This window comes from Gulosibacter molinativorax, from assembly GCF_003010915.2.
GTDB lineage: Bacteria > Actinomycetota > Actinomycetes > Actinomycetales > Microbacteriaceae > Gulosibacter > Gulosibacter molinativorax.
The window spans coordinates 27,851-46,935 of sequence record NZ_CP028426.1; the positions used below are offsets into that span (position 1 = coordinate 27,851).

General features: G+C 64.6%; 13 protein-coding genes. 7 read left to right on the plus strand and 6 right to left on the minus strand.

Features of this window, described 5'->3' with window-relative positions; translation table 11 throughout:
* The first annotated feature begins 63 nt into the window (after window positions 1-63).
* The 3 genes from GMOLON4_RS00155 to GMOLON4_RS00165 all read left to right on the plus strand — a co-directional run bounded on the left by GMOLON4_RS00155 (window position 64) and on the right by GMOLON4_RS00165 (window position 2,706).
* On the plus strand, window positions 64-813 hold the full coding sequence (locus GMOLON4_RS00155) for an aggregation-promoting factor C-terminal-like domain-containing protein (RefSeq protein WP_051267393.1): 750 nt from the start codon (window positions 64-66) through the stop codon (window positions 811-813).
* A 45-nt stretch (window positions 814-858) separates the two neighbouring features.
* A complete protein-coding gene (locus GMOLON4_RS00160; protein WP_026937887.1) occupies window positions 859-2,073 on the plus strand; it encodes an IS4 family transposase in 1,215 nt (404 codons plus the stop codon).
* A 315-nt stretch (window positions 2,074-2,388) separates the two neighbouring features.
* A complete protein-coding gene (locus tag GMOLON4_RS00165) occupies window positions 2,389-2,706 on the plus strand; it encodes a hypothetical protein (protein ID WP_026937770.1) in 318 nt (105 codons plus the stop codon).
* A 10-nt stretch (window positions 2,707-2,716) separates the two neighbouring features.
* Here the strand turns inward: GMOLON4_RS00165 and GMOLON4_RS00170 are convergent, their stop codons facing one another.
* Together GMOLON4_RS00170 and GMOLON4_RS00175 are read right to left on the minus strand one after the other, a co-directional pair.
* Window positions 2,717-3,778, minus strand: coding sequence for an AI-2E family transporter (locus GMOLON4_RS00170; protein WP_026937769.1), 1,062 nt, complete (start codon window positions 3,776-3,778; stop codon window positions 2,717-2,719).
* A 3-nt stretch (window positions 3,779-3,781) separates the two neighbouring features.
* Window positions 3,782-5,446 (minus strand): DivIVA domain-containing protein, encoded by a 1,665-nt coding sequence (locus GMOLON4_RS00175; RefSeq protein WP_156892066.1) that lies wholly within the window; start codon window positions 5,444-5,446, stop codon window positions 3,782-3,784.
* Between the two features lie 241 nt (window positions 5,447-5,687).
* Between GMOLON4_RS00175 and GMOLON4_RS00180 the strand changes: the two genes are divergently transcribed.
* Both GMOLON4_RS00180 and GMOLON4_RS00185 read left to right on the plus strand, forming a co-directional pair.
* Complete coding sequence (locus tag GMOLON4_RS00180) at window positions 5,688-8,033, plus strand: hypothetical protein (RefSeq protein WP_026937767.1); 2,346 nt, start codon at window positions 5,688-5,690, stop codon at window positions 8,031-8,033.
* Between the two features lie 5 nt (window positions 8,034-8,038).
* Window positions 8,039-8,998, plus strand: coding sequence for a tetratricopeptide repeat protein (locus tag GMOLON4_RS00185; RefSeq protein ID WP_026937766.1), 960 nt, complete (start codon window positions 8,039-8,041; stop codon window positions 8,996-8,998).
* On the opposite strand, the gene glgB is transcribed toward GMOLON4_RS00185, so the two are convergent.
* From glgB to glgX, 3 genes are all read right to left on the minus strand, one after another.
* The gene (glgB, locus tag GMOLON4_RS00190) at window positions 8,995-11,181 is read right to left on the minus strand and encodes a 1,4-alpha-glucan branching protein GlgB (protein WP_026937765.1); all 2,187 of its coding nucleotides are present in this window, start codon (window positions 11,179-11,181) and stop codon (window positions 8,995-8,997) included. The two genes, GMOLON4_RS00185 and glgB, sit on opposite strands and share 4 nt — an antisense overlap.
* 18 nt (window positions 11,182-11,199) lie before the next feature.
* Window positions 11,200-13,131: an alpha-1,4-glucan--maltose-1-phosphate maltosyltransferase gene (locus GMOLON4_RS00195; protein WP_026937764.1), complete on the minus strand. Its 1,932-nt coding sequence runs from the start codon at window positions 13,129-13,131 to the stop codon at window positions 11,200-11,202.
* Window positions 13,132-13,320: 189 nt separating this feature from the next.
* Entirely contained in the window at window positions 13,321-15,390 is a 2,070-nt protein-coding gene (glgX, locus tag GMOLON4_RS00200; RefSeq protein WP_026937763.1) for a glycogen debranching protein GlgX, read from the minus strand.
* 79 nt (window positions 15,391-15,469) lie between these two features.
* On the opposite strand from glgX, the gene GMOLON4_RS00205 reads away from it, so the two are divergent.
* Both GMOLON4_RS00205 and GMOLON4_RS00210 read left to right on the plus strand, forming a co-directional pair.
* Entirely contained in the window at window positions 15,470-16,660 is a 1,191-nt protein-coding gene (locus tag GMOLON4_RS00205; protein WP_026937762.1) for a cysteine desulfurase family protein, read from the plus strand.
* 44 nt (window positions 16,661-16,704) lie between these two features.
* Entirely contained in the window at window positions 16,705-17,898 is a 1,194-nt protein-coding gene (locus GMOLON4_RS00210) for a uracil-xanthine permease family protein (protein WP_035733762.1), read from the plus strand.
* Here the strand turns inward: GMOLON4_RS00210 and GMOLON4_RS00215 are convergent.
* On the minus strand, window positions 17,887-18,978 hold the full coding sequence (locus GMOLON4_RS00215) for an IS630 family transposase (protein WP_265415367.1): 1,092 nt from the start codon (window positions 18,976-18,978) through the stop codon (window positions 17,887-17,889). The genes GMOLON4_RS00210 and GMOLON4_RS00215 overlap by 12 nt on opposite strands.
* Window positions 18,979-19,085 lie beyond the last annotated feature (107 nt).

Here is a 19,085-nt window from a genome sequence, read left to right on the forward strand (position 1 = left end):
GTTGCCTCTCCGTAACCATTCCGTTATCGTTGGATGCGTTCTTGTTCCAACGAGAGGCAATTCTTGATTACCGACACGATGCGCACCGGTTCGACCCGCGCACCCAAGCCCGCAACGCTCAGCCATGGACGACGCAATCGCGCGTTCATCGCAATTGGCGCCACGTGCGCGCTTGCGGGTATCGCGGCAGTCGGACTTCTCCAGCCAACCGGCACTGCTTCCGTGGCCGATGCGGCCGAGGCACCCTCGCTTGCCGAGATCACCAATTCGCAGTCGCAGAGTTACCAGGCCAACCTAGTGACCGCGGCGGACGACTCGAAGGGCACCCTCGAGCGTACCGACTCCGTGCAAGCCGAGCTTGAGCCGGAACCCACTCCCGAGCCAGAGCCCGAGCCCACGCAGACCGCGGAAGAGTCGACGCCCACCGAGGAAGCGGCACCCGCCGACACGTCGAGCGACGAGTATTCGTCCTCGTCTTCGAGCGAAAGCAGCTCCTCCAACTACCAGTCATCGGTTTCGTACAGCCCTGGCTCTCTGCAGGCAACCGCGCAGCAGATGCTCAATGAACGCGGTATGGGTGACCAATGGACCTGTTTCGACTTCATCATCGATCATGAGTCGAGCTGGAACCCGAATGCGCAGAACCCATCTTCGGGTACGTATGGCCTTGGGCAGTCCATGGATATGCAAAACGACCCCGCGTACCGGTCTGACCCGATTGTGCAAATCAACTGGGCTATCGACTACATGAATGGTCGCTATGGTTCCCCGTGTGGAGCTAAGTCGTTTTGGGACGCCAACAACTGGTACTAAACCCAATACCGTTCAGTTAGGGTTACAGCGGTGTAGTTTGGTGGTATGCCAAGAGCTGGGTGGAAGAAGTCGGAGTCCGAACGTCGGTTGTCGGATTTGGTGTCGGTCGGTGTGCTGACGCGGGTGTTCCCGCCCGGCGTGGTCGATGACGTGATCGCCGAGACAGGTCGTACCGAGCAACGTCATCGCTCGCTACCGGCGCGGGTGATGGCGTATTTCTCCATCGGAATGGCGCTGTACTCGGAGGGGTCGTACGAGGACATCTGGTCGCAATTGACCGATGGCCTGTCCTGGGCCTCTGGCTGGACCGAAACCTACACACCACCGAGCAAGTCTGCGATCTTCCAAGCTCGGGCCCGGTTGGGGTTCGAACCGTTGGCTGCGCTGTTCGAGCGAGTCGCGAACCCGATCGGTGACGCGAGCACGCCGGGTGTCTGGTTGGCGGGCCGTCGGCTGGTCGCGATCGATGGAATGTGCCTCGATGTTGCCGACACTGCGGTGAACCACGCGCACTTCGGTCGACCTGCGACCAGCAAGGGCGAGCAGTCCGCGTTCCCCCAAGCCCGGGTCGTGGCGTTGGCGGAGTGTGGCACCCACGCCATCTTCGCTGCTGAGATCGGCCCCTACCGCGAATCCGAAGCGACCCTCGCTGCGCGGCTTGTGCCGAAGCTGCAACGGGGGATGGTGCTCACCGCCGACCGCGGGTTCTTCTCCTACGCCCTGTGGCGGAAGGCTACCGCGACCGGCGCGGACTTGTTGTGGCGGATCCGCACCGACAAGAGCGCACCGAAGCCGGTCCACGTCGCGGATCTACCCGACGGGTCGTGGCTGGCTGACCTGCGCCAGACGCACTCGGCCGCAGCCCGGCGGGCCGAGCCGATGCGCGTGCGCGTGATCGACTACACGATCGATGACGGCCGCGAACATCCCGAGCGATACCGTCTGTTCACAACCCTGCTTGATCCGGATGAGGTGTCTGCCACGCAGCTGGCCGCCGGTTATTCCCAGCGGTGGGAGATCGAGCTGGCCTTCGACGAGCTCAAGACCCACCAACGAGGGCCGCGTACGGTGCTGCGTTCCAAGTCTCCGGATCTGGTGTTGCAGGAGATCTGGGGACACTTGTGCTGCCACTTCGCGATCCGGTCCTTGATGGGCGAGGCTGCCGCCCATCAAGGGCATGATCCGGACCGGGTGAGTTTTGTTGCTGCGTTGCGGATCACTCGTCAAACCCTCGCCCATCCGGGCGCTTTTTTCCCCTGACCAGCATGACCGCGACGGTCCCGGCTGGCTCGGGTTCCTTCGCCGGCTCCTTGCGCGGCTCAATCCCGTGCGTCGACGCCGTTCTGCTCCCCGGGTGGTGAAACGGAAGTACGTGAAGTGGCACGTCAAACGTGCCGAGCACGCCGACTGGCCCCAGCCTGCTAAGCAGACGACGATCAGCGTCAGTCGCTGCTAACTGAACGGTATTGGTACTAAACCAGCCCCGCTCTTCCGAGTGAGCTGAATGTTGGAACTTCAAACGGCCCGATCCGCAAGGATCGGGCCGTTTTGCAATTCCTGCGTAAGACTAGAGGCATGCCTCGTTCCAATAAACCCCGCCGCCAGCATCCCCGTGGACGAAGCAGCAAACGCGACGCCGGCTGGGAGCCGCTCGACGTCGAGCGACTCCAGGGCGGCTTCCGTCGCACCGAAATCAAGCGCGGCCGGGAGTACACCGTCCAGCCCATCCGCGCCGAGCGGGCCGTCAAGGTCTATATCTGTCCCGGTTGCGGGCGCGACGTCTTACCTGGCACCGCACACGTCGCCGTGTGGCAGGCCGACAGCATCATGGGCGACGACTCGGCCCTCGCCGATCGCCGACACTGGCACAATCAGTGTTGGCGAGTGGCTTAGCCTGCCCGCGCTACCGCGCGTTCTGGTGGGGGATGATCACCTTGCGCACGATGATGATCAGGCTCGCGGCGACCGGGATCGCAATAAGCGCACCGAGCAAACCAAGGAGCGTACCGCCGGTCAGCGCGGCGATGACGACGATCGAACCGGGCACCTTCACCGCCGACGACATGATCCGAGGGCTGATCAGGTACGCCTCGATCTGCATGTAGACCAGGTAGTAAATCGCGGCGATCCACCAGATCGGCGAGTTCGGATCATTCAGGATGAGCTGCGACAGCACGATGATCGTGGATGCGCTGATCGTCCCCACCATGGGGATGAGCGAGCCGAGGAAGGCGATCACGGCGAACACCATGGGCATCGTTGCGCCGATGAGCGACAAGAAGATAAACGAGAGCACGCCATTGATCAGGCCGAGCGAAATCTGGCCAACGACGTACTTACCGACGGAGCCGGTGATCTCCTCCGTGATCTCCATCGTCGATGCTCGATTGGATGCGGGAGTGAGCTGGTAGAAACCCTGCTTGATCGTGTTCATGCTCGTGACGAAGTAGATCATCAGGATGAAGACAATCAGCACTCCGAATAGGCCGTTGATGATGCCGACGCCGACCTGGAGGACGCCACCCGTGATGGATGCCGCGTTCTGCTGCAGCCACGAGGTGGCCTGAGCGATCGCCGCCTGGACATCGAGGGCGGGGAAGTTTGCGCTGAGCCACTCCACGATATTGGAGTTGAGCAGGTCGCCGATGATCGCGCCGTAGCGAATCGACAGTTCGTTGACCTGTTCGGTAATGGATGGCACGATCGCCCAGACGACGAGCACGATGATCACGAGCACGCCGACGAACAGCACGAGCATCGCGACGGGGCGCGGCCACTTCTTGCGCTCGAGAAAAGAAATCAGCGGATCGAAGCCGAGTGCGAGAAAAAGCGCCGCCCCGATGTAGGTAAGGACCGTCGATATCGAGCCGAGAATCCCGGCCAGCAGCAGCGCGACGAGCGCACCAAGAGCGCCGAGAAACCCGATCTTAAACGGATTCTCGACGCTCCAGGTGCGCTTCTCCATGGTCTAGGAGCGCTTTGCGTCCTGCGAACTCGGGACGGATTCCTCCGCTGCATCCTCGTTCGAGCCGGAACCCTGATTGTCGGCGTCCTGCGCCTGCCGCTGTGCGTCGTCCTCGGCCTTACCCTGGGGCGCCGCATCTGCCTGCGCGGCAGCGTTCGTCGGCGCCTCGTCGGACACCGTCGACGGAATCGTGGGGATGTTCAACTGCGAGAACACGGAACGCATCTGCTCGAGATGCTCCGCGATCTGGTCGCGCTCTTCACGGATCTCGCTGAGGCGTCGTTCCGCCTGCTGCTGCTCGCCACGGCTGCGGTTCTCGAGCTCGCGGGCACGCTCTCGGGCCTGGCGGTTTGAGTTCTCGAGCAGGTTCGCGGCCTGCGTCTCGGCGGTCTGGACCGTTTCCTGCGCGCGACGCCGCGCATCCGCGGTGATCTTGCCTGCCTCGCGACGGACCATTTCGCTGCGTTGATTGAGATCGGCGAGCTGCTCGGTGGCGTCATCGATGAGCTTCTTCGCGGCTGCCTCCGCGTTTCGGCCGGCGACGACGAGCTGCTGCTCGAACTCGTTCCGCTTTTCGGCGAGCTCAACTTCCTGGTCGCTCTTCGTCTTGGCGAGCTCGCGTAGCGAATTCTCCCGCAACTCGGCGAGCTCGGTCGTCACGCGCTGGCGCTCCTGCTCAAGCTCGCGGGTCTGTCGGGCATGGAGTTCGTTGAGTTCGAGCTCAAGCTTGGTGCGCTTGTCGGCGAGTTCGGTTTCGAGCAGTTCGCGCTCGTTTGCCAACTCGCGGTCGTGCTTGGCACGGGCCGACGTCAGTTCATCTTCGAGCTGGGCTCGGGCCTGGGCGATTTCGGCATTGAGTTGTTCGCGCTGCATGGTCTGCTGGCTCGTCCAGGCGGCCTGGGCCTCGGCAAGTTCCTGCTCCTGGGTGCGGCGGATGTCGCCGAGCTGGCGCTCCGACTCGCCGCGGCGTTCGACCGACTCGCGCTCGAACCGTTCCCGGTCCTCATCGAGCGCGTGACGCGTTTGCGCCTCGTAGTCGGCGAACTCGCGCTGTTGCTTGGTAAGGGCCGCGAGGGCTACGGCCAGCTCTTCCTCGTGCTGCTGGCGTTGACGCGCGATCTCCTCGTTTGTCTGCGCGTGGGCGGCCTCGATTTCGCGGTCGGTCGCGTGGCGCTTCTCGCGGAGCTCGGACGTGACCTGGTCCTTGACCGAGTCGATTTCGCGCTCCTGATTGAGCTTGGTGAGCTCGGCTTCCTGCCGAGCGTTTTCGACCAGCTGGTCGGCCGTCGACTGTGCCTCGGCGGCGATGCGACGGGCCGACTGATCCGCGTCGTTCGAGACCCGCTCGGCGTAATCGTTCGCATCCTCGTGGATCTTCACGGCTTCGCGCTGTGCGGTTTCGCGAATCTCGTCGGCCTCGCGGTTTGCGTCGGAGACGAGGCGTGACGCCTGATCCTCAGCGGTAGCAAGCGTGCCCGCGAGCTTCGTGCCAAGACCCGCGTAACTCGGGGAGTCGGCCTCCTTGAGGTCCTCGTTGAGCTTCTCCACCTGAGCGCGCAACGTGGCAATTTCACGTGCCGCGCCGTCCTGCGCCGACTGCGTTTCGTGAAGCCGCTGCTGCAGCTCACCAATAGCTTGGTCAACCTCCTCGCGATTGTATCCGCGCATGGTCGTGGTGAAGTTGAAGCCTTCCACAGCCGTCCTTCCAAGGTGAAGAGTGAAGCGCAAAACGCACTAGTGAGATGGTTGAAGTCTAGATGGAGGATGCGTCGGAATCGCCCGGAGCGGCGCACGCCGGGTAATGGAAAAGCGTACGATCAGATCACGATCAGGTCACAAATCCGCGGTTGCGATAGGATTTAACGCTCAGCTTTGTGCAACTTGCCCGATCTAGTAATAAGGAGAACGCGTGCGATTCATCCTGGCAGCAGTGGCATTCGTTGCGAGTGTCGCGATGCTTATCACCGGCGCGGTCCAATATTCGCAGGCCTCGAACGTCAGCGAAGTGTCAGCAATCGGTAGTACCGAGTCGACCGCACCGATCACGTTGATTGGTTCCGAAACCCTCGCCTCGCGCGCAGGTACTCAATCGATCGTGATTCAAGCAGACGGACCGATCAATGTCGCGGTTGGTCGGACGGAAGACGTTACTGCTTGGGTCGGGGATGCGCTGCACAACACGGTCACGATCGATGAGACCGCTGACACCCGCAACCAGCAGACGCTGGCGCTCGTATTCACCGAATCAGGCACGGAGCCGACGGTGCCGTCGGTGCTGGGTCAGGACCTGTGGTTCGAGGAACACTCGGGGGACGGCACCCTGTCGCTCGACCTCGTCGTCTCGCCGGGCTACTCGATGATCATCGCCGCGGACGGGACTGACCCCGCCCCGAGTGATATCCAAATTAGTTGGCCGTTCGGTGGCTATGCGCCGCTCGTCGGGCCGCTGCTGACTGCTGGTGCGATTCTCCTCCTCGTCGCTCTCGCCCTGCTCGCCTGGGCACTCATGCACCGCCGGAGCACTAAGCGTGAGGCGGCCCTCGCTGCTAAGCGCGCGGCCGCCAGCGACAAGGCGGTGGCGGCTGGCGACGTGGCCATGACCGAAGCCGAGTGGTCGCCCGTGCCCTGGGTGGACGCGGCGGACGACGCCGGTGCGCCGGATGACACCACGAAGCGCAGGCGCAAAGCGCACCTCGCGGTGCCCGATGCGGAATCGGGCACCCCTCCCGTCGATGAGACAGATGCCGCAGCGCCGAGCACCGAGGGTGATTCGACGCCCGCGGGCGAAACCGCAGCTGAAGTGACCGAGCCTGGTGAGACGACCGAGGCTGGCGAGGTAACAGAGGCTACCGAAGCCGCCGAGGCAATCGAGAGTCCTGTTGCGACAACGCAACCTGGCGAGCCCGAGGCCTCGCCGTTCGCGCCGCCTGCTGTTGCTTCGCCGACCGAAACGGAGCCAGAACCCGCGGCTGCGACCGCAACAGAACCAGAACCGGAGCCCGAGCCCGTGACGGAAACAAAACCCGAGCCCGAGCCCGTGACAGAAACAGAACCCGAGCCGGAACCTGTCGCAGAACTCGAGCCGGAACCTGTCGCAGAACCCGCCGACGCGTCGTCGCCTAGCGAAGACACCAAGTGGCGCCGTCCGCGGGGCCGCAACCGCTCGAGCGCGCCGAAGCGCCAGTTCTTCCTGGCACCGGTCATGGCGGTCGCTGCACTGACCCTCGCGGGCTGCGCGCCGCAGTATTGGCCAGCCGAATGGACCAACGCCGACATTGCCCCGACCGGCACGCCGACCTCGACCGTGGAAGCGGCGCTCATCGAAGAAGGCGCGATGCCGCCCACGCTGAATGAGGCTCAGCTCGCTGACGTCGTGGCGGACGCGGCCAATCTCGCGGCCGAGGCCGACGACGCGATGGATGCGAGCATCCTTGAGCGACGATTCACGGGCGACGCTCTGCAGTACCGCACCGCCCTCTACGAGGCACAAAAAATCGACGGCGAGCTCGCGGGGCCAATTCCGTTCCCGGCGGGCGAGATCGTCTACGCCATCCCGGAGGCGACGGATGCGTGGCCCCGCGTGGTATTCGCGGTCGTGAGCCCCGGCGAGGGCGCGGACGCCAGTGTTTCGCCCGCGGCCATCATGCTCGTGCAGGAAGACGCGCGCTCGAACTTCAAGATCGCGTCGCTCACCGAGCTTGCCGCCGGCATTTCGCTGCCCGAGGCAGCCCCGGTCAGCGTCGGCGCTCCCAGCATCGCGAACCTCGAGGGGCCGCTCGTGATGGACCCTGCCGAGATCGCGCCCGCCTACGCCGACATCATCTCCAAGGGCGACAAATCGGAGTTCGCATCAAAGTTCGATGCGACGAACGACACCTTGCGCGCGCAGGTGAACGACGCCTATCGCAAAGGCCTGTCGGATGAACTCGACCCAGAGGTCGTGACGATCAGCTTCGCCTATGCGGCGTCGAAGACCGCCCCGATCGGGATCACCTCGATCGACGGCGGCGCCATTGTCGCCGTGTCCATCACGGAAACCGAGACTCTCAAGGCCGCCAACGACCGCGCCCGCATCACGGTGACGGGCCGAACCGCGGTGCTCTCGGGCGTCGAGACGAGCGCCACCGGGTTTGACCGCACGTACACCGATCAACTGCTGTTCTACGTTCCGAGCGCCGAGACGGGTGGCCCCATCCAGTTCCTCGGCGTGTCCCAAGCAATGACCGACGCGAAAGAATTACCAGAGGAGTCCTAAGCACGATGACTGATCCGAATAACCTCATGTCCGCAATGGGTGGCGGAGTCGATCTAAGCGGGCTTGCGCAGGCGCACCAGCAGCGGCAACAGGCCGCCCCGGGTGCGCAAGGTGCACCGCAGGGTCAAGCTGGCGGTGGCGCTGCCATCTCGCTGCCAGACGCTGTCATGAGTGGTGGCGAGGCGGAACTCGAGCAGTTTTCGCAGTACTCGACGCAGGTACCCGTCCTGGTGCAGGTGTACTCGCAGCGCGACCCTGATTCGATCGCGCTGACCCCGGTCCTTGAAGAGCTCGTGCGCTCGGCTGATGGCCGGCTCATCATGCTCCGCATCGACGCGGATGCGCACCCCCAGCTCGGCGGTCAGCCCTCGGTCCTGGCGCTTGTCGGCGGCCGTCCGGTGCCGCTCTTCCAGGGGAACCCGCCGCGCGACCAGATCGTGCAGGTCGTCAACGAACTCATCCAGGTCGCCGCGCAGCAGGACGTGACCGGCCAGGCCGTGATCACCGGGGCCGACGCCGCAGGCACTGGCGAACCCGCGCCTAAGCCGATCCCGCCGCTTCACCAAGAAGCGCAGGATGCGCTCGCGCGCGGTGACGTGGAGGCAGCCAAGGCCGCCTATGAGCAGGCGCTGAAAGAATCTCCGGCGGACGACGACGCGAAGGTCGGCCTCTCGCAGGTGAACCTGCTCGTGCGCCTGCAAGGCAAGACGCTGCAGGAGATTCGCGATCGAGCGGCGAAGGATCCGAATTCGATCGAGGCCCAGTTCGATGTCGCCGACCTCGACCTGTCCGGCGGCCACGTCGACGACGCCTTCAACCGACTGCTCGCGTTGTTCTCGAAGGTCGACTCGGAAAACAAGAACGAGGTGCGCGAACGCATCCTCGAACTTTTTGATGTGGTGGGGCCGACTGACGCGCGCGTGATCCGCGCGCGTCAGCAGCTCACCAACCTGCTGTTCGCCTAGCGACGCCGCAGGAACGTCGCGCCGAGCGGGGGCACTCGCAGGGACACGGACTGGCCGTGGCCGTGCGCGGGTGCCCCGTTTGCGATGAGCGTGTCGTTCGTCACTCCGCTGCCGCCGAAGGCGAGGTCGTCGGAGTTGAGTACTTCATCCCACGCGCCGCCCGAGGGCAGCCCGAGCTCGTACCCCTCGAGCGAATGGTTCGAGAAGTTGAACACGGCAGCGAGCGCGCCGCCCGAGCGATCGCGGCGGACGAACGCGAGCAGGCTGTTCTGCGAGTCGTCGCCCGAAATCCACTGGAGTCCCGCGGGGTCGTTGTCGAGCTCCCACATCGCGGGCGTCGAGCGGTAGAGATTGTTCAGCGCCGCGACGTAGCGCTGGATGCCCGAGAACGTGTCGTTTTCGAGCAGCCACCAGTCGAGGCCCTTGTCCTCCGACCACTCGCTCGGCTGACCGAACTCCTGCCCCATGAACAGCAGCTGCTTGCCCGGGTGGCCCCACTGGTAGGAGTAGAACAGGCGCATGTTCGCGGCCTTCTGCCAGTCATCGCCGGGCATCTTCGAGAACATCGAGCCCTTGCCGTGCACGACCTCGTCGTGCGAGATCGGCAGGATGTACTGCTCGCTCCACGCGTACACGAACGAGAACGTCAGGTCGCCCTGGTGCCACTTGCGGTAGATCGGGTCCTTCGCGATGTAGCGAAGGTTGTCGTTCATCCACCCCATGTTCCACTTGAGCCCGAAGCCAAGCCCGCCCTCGTCCGTCGCGCGAGTGACGCCCGGGTAGCTCGTCGATTCCTCGGCGATCATGACGATGCCGGGGTTGAGCTTGTACGCGGTCGCGTTGACTTCCTGGAGGAAGTCGATGGCCTCGTAGTATTCGCGGCCGCCGTCCTTGTTCGGCAGCCACTCGTCGCGCGAGTAGTCGCGGTAGATGATCGAGGCCACCGCGTCGACGCGCAGGCCGTCGATGTGGAACTCCTCGAGCCAGTACAGGGCGTTCGCGACGAGGAAGTTGCGCACTTGCGAGTCACCGAAGTTGAACACGTAGGTGCCCCAGTCGGCCTGGTGGCCGAGGCGGGGGTCGGGGTGCTCGTAGAGCGCCTGACCGTCGAACTCGGCGAGGCCGAACGCATCCTTGGGAAAGTGCCCCGGCACCCAGTCCATGATCACGCCGTAGCCCGCCTGGTGCAGGCGGTCGATGAGGTAGCGGAGGTCATCGGGGGAGCCGAGGCGCGAGGTCGGTGCGTAGTAGCCGGTGACCTGATAGCCCCACGAGCCACCGAAGGGGTGCTCGGCGAGGGGCATGAACTCGACGTGCGTGAACTGCATCCCGTTGAGGTAGGTGATCAGTTCGTCGGCGAGCTCGCGGTAGCCGAGGCCCGGTCGCCACGACATCGCGTGGAGCTCGTAGACGCTCATCGGCTGGTTGTGCGGGTCGGTGGATGCGCGGTGCGCGAGCCACTCGCCGTCGCCCCACTCGTGCTGCGAGGGCTGGGCGATGACGGATGCCGTGTGCGGCGGCCGCTCGGCGTGCAGCGCCATCGGGTCGGCCTTGTCGATCCACATGCCGTCCTGGCTGAGGATCTGGAACTTGTACGTCTCGTGCGCGCCAAGGCCCGGGATGAACAGTTCCCAGACGCCACGCTCGTTGAGGCGTCGCATCGCGTGCTGCGCGCCGTCCCAGCTGTTGAAGGAGCCGACGACGCGCACGGCCCGGGCGTGCGGAGCCCACACCGCGAAGGACGTGCCCTGGACGAACTTGTGGGTGCCGTAGTGCTCGCGGACGTGCGCGCCGAACACCTTCCAGAGCTGCTCGTGGCGGCCCTCGCCGAAGAGGTAAATGTCGGTGTCGCCAACCGAGGGCATGAACCGGTAGGGGTCATCCGTGGTATAGGTTTCGCCACCCTCGTAGGTCGTCTCGATCACGTAGTCGTCGAGGCCGTAGTTGTGGACGGCCGACCAGATACCGTGCGCGAGGTGCTCGAGCTCGATGGTTCGGCCCGAGGCCTCGAGCACGACGCGCACGCTTTTCGCGAGCGGGCGGCGTACTCGGACCGCGGTCGTGCCCTCCTCATCGAGGGGGTGCTGCCCGAGCACGCCGTGCGGGCCCGAATGGTGCCCCTCGGCGAGCGCGAGCAGCTCGGCGTCCGGGAAAATGTGGTCTTCGCTAACTGGCGTGTTCATTTCGCAACCGCGTTTCTCTTAGTGGTGCCGGACATTGAGTACGTGTGCCTGCCCTGGCGCGAGCCGGATGAAGTTGTAGTCGGACCAGTCCCAAATCGATCCGCTCAGGAGGTCCTCGACCTGGAATGTCGAGCCGTGTGGAATCCCGAACTTTTCGGTGTCCAGCACGAGGGTTGATTCCTGGGCGCTGAATGGGTCAAGGTTCACGACGGTGACGACGGTGTCGGGAATGCCTGAGCCCGTGTACCGCGCGTCGAGGTGCTTCGAGAACGAGAACACCTGCTGGTTGTCCGCGCTCTGCACCTCGAAGTTTCGCAGCTGCGTCAGGGCAGGATGCGCGCGCCGAATGCCATTGAGTCGGGTGATGAGCGGCGCGAGGGAAATCCCCGCGGCCTCTGCCGCCGCCCAGTTACGGTTCTTGAACTCGTACTTCTCGTTGTCGATGTTCTCTTCGGAGCCTGGGCGGGCGACGTTCTCGATGAGTTCGAAGCCGGAGTACATGCCCCAGTTCGAACCGGCCATCGCCGCGATCACGGCGCGCGCCTCGTACGCCGGTCGACCGCCTCGCTGCAGGTACTCCGTGAGGATGTCCGGGGTGTTGACGAAGAGGTTCGGCCGCATGAAATCGCTCGTGTCGTGCGAGATCTCGTCCAGGAACTCCTCGAGCTCTTCGCGGGTGTTGCGCCACGTGAAGTACGAGTACGACTGCTGGAAACCCGCCTTCGCAAGCGACTGCATCACCGCGGGGCGAGTGAAGGCCTCCGCAAGGAAGATCACCTCGGGATACTCCGCGTTGATGTCGTGGATCAGCCACTCCCAGAACTGCAAGGGCTTCGTGTGCGGGTTGTCGACGCGGAAGATCTTCACGCCGAGCGAGATCCAGTGCCGCACGATATCGAGCACCTCGGCGTAGATGCCGTTCCGATCGTTATCGAAGTTGATCGGGTAGATGTCCTGATACTTCTTCGGTGGGTTCTCGGCGTAGGCGATGCTGCCGTCGTTGAGCGTGGTGAACCACTCGGGGTGCTCCTTGACCCAGGGGTGGTCGGGCGTCGCCTGGAGTGCCAGGTCGAGCGCGATCTCGAGCCCGAGCTCCTCCGCGCGCTCGCGGAAGGCGACAAAGTCGGCCTCGGTACCGAGGTCGGGATGCACATCCTTGTGGCCGCCCGCCTCGCCGCCGATCGCCCACGGCGAGCCCGGGTCGTGCGGCCCCGCGACGAGCGTGTTGTTCGGGCCCTTGCGGTTCGTGGTGCCGATCGGGTGGATGGGCGGGAGATAGACGACGTCGAAGCCCATCGCCGCGACGCCGTCGAGGCGCCCGGCTGCGGTCTGGAACGTGCCGCTCGTCCACGAGCCATCGGCGTTCGGGATCGCGCCCTCGGAGCGCGGGAAGAATTCGTACCACGCGCCGAAGCCCGCGCGCTGGCGCTCGACGCGAATGACGCGTTCGGCCGACGGCGTCACGAGGGAGCGCACGGGGGACGCGGTCAGCTGGGCGACCACCGCATCCGCGAGGAGCGCGCGGAGCCGGTCGAGTGGGGCTGCGGTCGTGTCGCGGGCCGCGGCGGCGGCCGACGACACAGCCACCGTCTGCTCGGCGCGATCGAGGACGCGCGCGCCCTCCTCGAGCATGACCTCGACATCGATTCCGGCCGGAACCTTGATCTCGGCGTTGTGTCGCCACGTCGCGAAGTCGTCCCCGAACGATTCCATGTGCCAGCGCCACTCGCCAGTGGCGTCGAGCTGCGCCGTCGTGCGCCACTCATCGAGCCCGGCATTGCCGCGGTCGAGGCGCGTGCGCGTCGTGGTGCCAGCCGGTGAAGTCAGGACGAGATCGACGCCGATCTTGTCGTGACCCTCACGGAACGAGACGCACGAAAACGGCACGACCTCGCCCTCGTAGGCCTTGGAAGAAAACAGGGCGTCTTCGATCTGCGGGCGTAGCCGCATGATGGGGATGCGACCATACACGGGCTCGTAACCCGAGCCGGGAAAGTCGGTCGAACGGGAGGAATCAGGGGTGCTCAGTCCAGATGTCGTAGCCACGTCTGTGAACCTAGCAAGTTTCGTTTGCCGAGTTCCTGGTCATCCTTGGAATCGGTGGCGCGCACACGGAAACCTTTGTCAGTGCGCGCACGCTCACTCGCTATCGATGACCTCGTAGATCCGCATCGAGGGGCCGACCAGGCGCATCCGCTGACGCGGTGCCGCGATCGACATCGCATCGGTATCAATCTCCGAAACCCGATACGCGGCCGAGTCCCACAGCAGTCGGTAGCCGCCCACACCATCCACCTGGGGGAGGCGGAAGGGCGCCGGGTCGGTCACGCCGTGAATGATCACGAGCAGCTGGTCTGCCGTGCCATCCGACAGCAGCGAGGATGCGATGAACTGCACCGAGCGGCTGGCCGGGGTCGTCCACTGCCAGTCGGCCATGTGCTGCCCGAACGCGTCGAACCACGAGAAGCGCGTAGCGTCCGGGATCGTCTCGGTCGTGTGGTTGTAATGACCGGGCCGCAACACCGGGTGATTGCGGCGGATCTCGATGAGGCGGCGCGTGTGCAGAATGGTCTGTTCCTGCGCCTCCGAGAGTTCCCAGTCGATCCAGCTGAACTCGCCGTTGTCCTGGTTATACGGATTGTTGTTGCCGTGCTGGGTGCGGGAGAGTTCGTCGCCCGCGGTCAGCATCGGCACGCCCGCAGAAATCAGCAGCGTCCCGATGAGGTTCCGGACGGTGAGTCGGCGCGCCTCCTGGATGCCCGCGTGTTCGGTTTCGCCCTCGAGGCCGAAGTTATAGGAGTGGTTGTTGTCTGTGCCGTCGCGCCCGAGCTCGTGGTTCATGAGGTTGTGCTTGACGTTGTAGGACACGAGGTCTCGGAGGGTAAAGCCATCGTGCGCGGTCACGAAGTTCACGGATGCGAGCGGGCCGCGGTCGTCCGTGAAGCGATTCGAGGAGCCTGCGATCGCGGTCGCGAGCTTGCCGATCGCCTCGCGGTGCTGACCGGTGACGCGAGCATGCGAGAAGCTTTCGACCCAGAAGCGGCGCAGTCGGTCGCGATACTCGTCGTTCCACTCGGACCACCCGGCGGGGAAGTGGCCGGTCTGCCAGCCGCCGATGCCCACATCCCACGGCTCCGCGATGATCTTCGACTTCTCGAGTATGGGATCGTTCACGATGGCGTGCAGCAGCGGATGGTCGGGCGTGTAGCCGTGCCCGCCGTCGCGGCCGAGCGTCACCGCGAGGTCGAATCGGAACCCGTCGATACCGAACTCTTCCGTCCAGTACCGCAGCGAGTCGAGCACGAATCGCTGCGCGACCGGATGCGCCGTGTTCAGCGAATTGCCGCAACCGGTCACGTCGACGAGGTTGCCCGCCGGGTCCTGCCGGTAGTACGAGGCGCGGTCGATCCCGCGGAAGAGGACGGAGTCGCCTTCCGCGCCCTCGTCGGCCGTGTGGTTGTAGACGACGTCGAGCAACACCTCGATGCCAGCGGCGTGCAGCGTGCGCACCATCGACTTGAATTCGCGGGCGATGGCCTCCGGGCCAGCCGACTGGGCCGACTTCGTGGCGTAGTCGGCGTGCGGCGCGAAGAATCCGAGCGTGTTGTAGCCCCAGTAGTTCGTGAGTTCGTCACGACGGAGGTGCCGCTCACTGGTAAACGCCTGCACCGGCAGCAGCTCGACCGCGGTGATGCCCAGGTTCGTGAGGTGCGCGACGACGTTTTCGTGGGCGAGGCCCGCGTACGTGCCGCGCAGCTCCTCGGGGACGAAATGCGCGAGCTTCGTGAGCCCCTTGAGGTGGGCCTCATAGATCACGGTGTCGCGCATCGGAGTGTGCGGATGCTTGTGCACGCCCCAATCGAACTCCTCCTCGCGAACCACCCGCGAGACCCAGAACGGTGATCGCGCGTCGCCAAGGTTCACGACATGGCGCGCGTAGGGATCGAGCGAAAGCCGCTTGGGATCGAAGCCGTGGTGCGGCCCGTGCGGGCCATCAATTCGCAGCGCGTAGTACGCGCCGGGAACGAGCACGCTCGATTCGACCTCCCAGACGTCGCCGGTTCGCGACAGGGGAATCTCGTGCAGCACGGTTCGCTGTTCGGAAAGCAGCACGACCGTTACGGCCGTCGCGTTCTCCGAAAATACGCGCAGCCGCGGTTTACCAGAGTTCAACGTGATGCCAAGGGCACCGGTCTCGGGGGCGTCCATACGCTCTCGTTCTATTGCTTGTGGATGAGCTTTGCAAGTTTACTGACCGGCGTTTCGTAACGGTGAAACAATAGGTGTTATGTCCGTATACCTCGACCACGCCGCCACGACTCCTTTGCATCCGGCGGCACGAGAAGCGTGGCTGCGCGCGACCTCCGAGGTCGGGAACCCCGCATCCATTCACGCCCACGGGCAGCGTTCTCGCGGCGAGCTCGAGGCCGCCCGCGAGCGCATCGCGCGCACGCTCGGCGCCCAGGCGATCGAAACCGTGTTCACCTCCGGCGGCACCGAATCTAACAACCTCGCAATTAAGGGATTGTGGTGGGCGCGGAACCGCGGCGCATCTCGCCCCGTGATTTTGACGACGCGCACGGAGCACCATGCGACCCTCGACGCCGTCGAGTGGCTCGTCGCGAACGAGGGTGCCGAGGTCGAGTGGCTCGCGGTGGATGGGTCGGGTCTGATCGATCTTCCGGCGGCGGCTGCGGCGATCGCTCGCGTTGGCGATCGAGGAGCGCTCCTCACGACGCTGCACGGCAACAACGAGATCGGCACGTTGCAGCCGGTTCGCGAGCTCGCGCAGCTGTGCGAGGCCGAGGGAATTCCGATGCACGTTGACGCGGTGGCCTCCTACGGCCAGCTCCCGGTCTCACTGCGGGACTGGGGCATTGCGGCGCTGAGCGTGTCGGCCCACAAAATCGGTGGGCCCGTCGGGGTGGGCGCGCTCGCGGTGTCGCGTCACGTCACGCCCGAGGCACTGCTGCACGGCGGCGGCCAGCAGCGAGGGATCCGCTCGGGAACCCAGGACGTCGGGGGAGTGCTTGCGTTCGCTGCCGTGGCGGAGACCTTCGAGGGCGGGGTGCTGCCGGGCACTGCGCAGCAGAGCGAGCTGCGGGATCGACTGATCGCCGGCATCCGCGATCGCATTCCGGATGGACAGCTGCACGGCCCGGAGCCCGGGCCACTTCGCCTGCCCCTCAACGCGCACTTCACGTTCCCCGGGTGCCAGGGCGACTCGCTCCTGTTCTTGCTCGACATGGCGGGCATCTCGGTCTCGACAGGCTCGGCCTGTCAGGCGGGCATCCCCGAGCCGAGCCACGTGCTGCTCGGCTGCGGGTTCGATGAGGCGACGGCCCGCGGTGCGCTGCGCTTCACGCTCGGCCACACGACCACCGCGGAGGACATCGGCCTCGTCCTCGAAGCCCTTCCTGCCGCGGTCGCGCAGGCAAAGAAGGCAGGACTGTCGAACCGGGCGGCGCCGCGCCACTAGCATTACGCTTCGGACGCCGCGCGGCGCGGCGAAGAAGGAGCGAGATGTTCAAGTGGAAACTGCATGGTAACGGGCGGACCGTCGAACCCGGCGCGGTGGTCGGCCCGAAGGAACGCCTGTCCTGGCCGATCACCATCGGCATCGGCGCGCAGCACGTGATCGCCATGTTCGGCGCGACCTTCCTCGTGCCGCTACTGACCGGTTTCCCGCCGTCGACGACGCTCCTCTTCTCGGGTATCGGCACGCTCCTCTTTCTCCTGATCACGCAGAACCGCGTGCCGAGCTACCTCGGTTCGAGCTTCGCGTTTATCGCGCCGATCGTCGCGGCGACGCAGTCGCACAGCATGGGCGTCGCGCTCGGCGCAGTGTTGATTACCGGTGTGCTCCTCGCGCTCGTGGGCCTGCTCGTGCAATTCACCGGCACCCGCTGGATTACGGTGCTCATGCCGCCGGTCGTGATGGGCTCGATCGTCGCGCTGATCGGCTTTAACCTCGCACCGACGGCGTACGACAACTTTCAGCAGTCGACACCCACCGCGCTCGTGACGCTCTTCGCCGTCATTCTCTGCACGGCCCTGTTTCGCGGATTCCTCGGGCGGATCTCGGTGCTGCTCGGCGTCGTAATCGGCTACGCCTTCGCTGCAACACGCGGGGAGGTGGACCTGACGGCCTTCAACGAGGCGGCGTGGTTCGGGCTGCCCGAGTTCCACAGCCCCGAGTTCAACCTGTCGGTGCTGCCGATGTTCCTGCCGGTGGTGTTCGTGCTCATCGCCGAAAACGTCGGTCACGTGAAGTCGGTCGCCCAGATGACCGGAACCAACCTCGACAACATGATTGGCCGCACGCTTGCCTCGGACGGCATCGCGACGGCGCTCTCGGCGACCTTCGGCGGTTCCCCGACGACCACGTACGGCGAGAACATCGGTGTGATGAGCGCGACGCGCGTCTACTCCACCGCGGCCTACTGGGTCGCGGGCCTCGCGGCCATCGCACTGGCGATGAGCCCCAAGATCGGCGCGCTGATCTTCTCGATTCCCGCCGGCGTGCTCGGCGGTGTGACCTTCGTGCTATACGGCCTGATCGGCATCGTTGGCATCCGTATGTGGGTGGAATCGAAGGTCGACTTCTCGAGCGCGAAGAACCAGATGACCGCGGGGGTCGCGCTCGTGGTGGGTATCGCGAACGTCACGTGGGACTTCGGCGGCATCATCTTTAACGGCATCGCGCTAGTGTCCTGATCCGTTAATTCGTTTCAGGTATTTGGCGATGGATTCGAGGATTTCCTCGGCGGTCTTGGTCCAGATGAACGGCTTCGGGTTCTCGTTCCACGCCTTCACCCAACCGCGGAGGTCTCTCTCGAGCGCTTGCACGCTGCGATGATCGGAACGCTGTAAAAGATCACGAGTAACTTCGGCGAAGAGCCGTTCAACCTGGTTGATCCATGACGAGTAAGTCGGCGTGAAGTGCATGTGAAACCGAGGGTGCTTGGCAAGCCACGCCTTAACGGTGGGGTGCTTGTGTGTGGAGTAGTTATCGCAGATCACATGCACGTCGAGGTGTTCGGGGACGTTCTTGTCGATCTTCTGGAGGAACTTCTTGAACTCGATCGAGCGATGCTTACGATGAATTGAGGAGATCACCGTCCCGTCAGCGACGTTCAGCGCGGCAAACAAACTCGTGGTGCCATGCCGGACATAGTCGTGTGAGCGCCGTTCGGGGACTCCCGGCATCATCGGGAACGCCGGTTGCGAGCGGGCCAAAGCCTGCACCTGACTTTTCTCATCCACACTGAGCACCACCGCCGACTCGGGTGGGTTCAGATAGAGGCCAACAATGTCGTAGACCTTCTCAGTAAACAGCGGGTCGTTGGAGAGCTTGAACCCTTCCTCCAGGTGGGGCTTCAACCCGAATGCCTTCCAGATCCGCCCCACTGTCGATTTCGACAGCCCCGACTTTTCCGCCATCTTCGCCCGTGACCAGTGCGTCGCGTTCTGCGGCGTCGATTCCAGCGTGTCGATGACCACCTGTTCCACACGGTCCACACTGATCAGCGCGGGGCGACCCGGCCGCGGATCGTCAACGAGCCCGTCCAGCCGCCGCTCCAGAAACCGCGAACGCCACTTGCGCACCGTCGGTAACGACACCGCCATACGATTGGCCACCTCGGAATTCGAAGCCCCAGTCGCGCATTCCAACACGATCCGAGAACGCAACGCGAGATCCTGCGCTGACTTCCGGCGACGCACCCACCGTTCCAGTTGGTCACGCTCAGTTTCAGAGAGCTTCAGTTCGGGAAGAGAAGGTCCACGTGTTGCCATACTCCATTCTACAAAACTAGCAACGAATTAACGGTGCAACACACTAGGCACCCTCGCGGCGCTCGTGATCTACCACCTGATGGACCAGATCGGCCGGTTGACCGGCA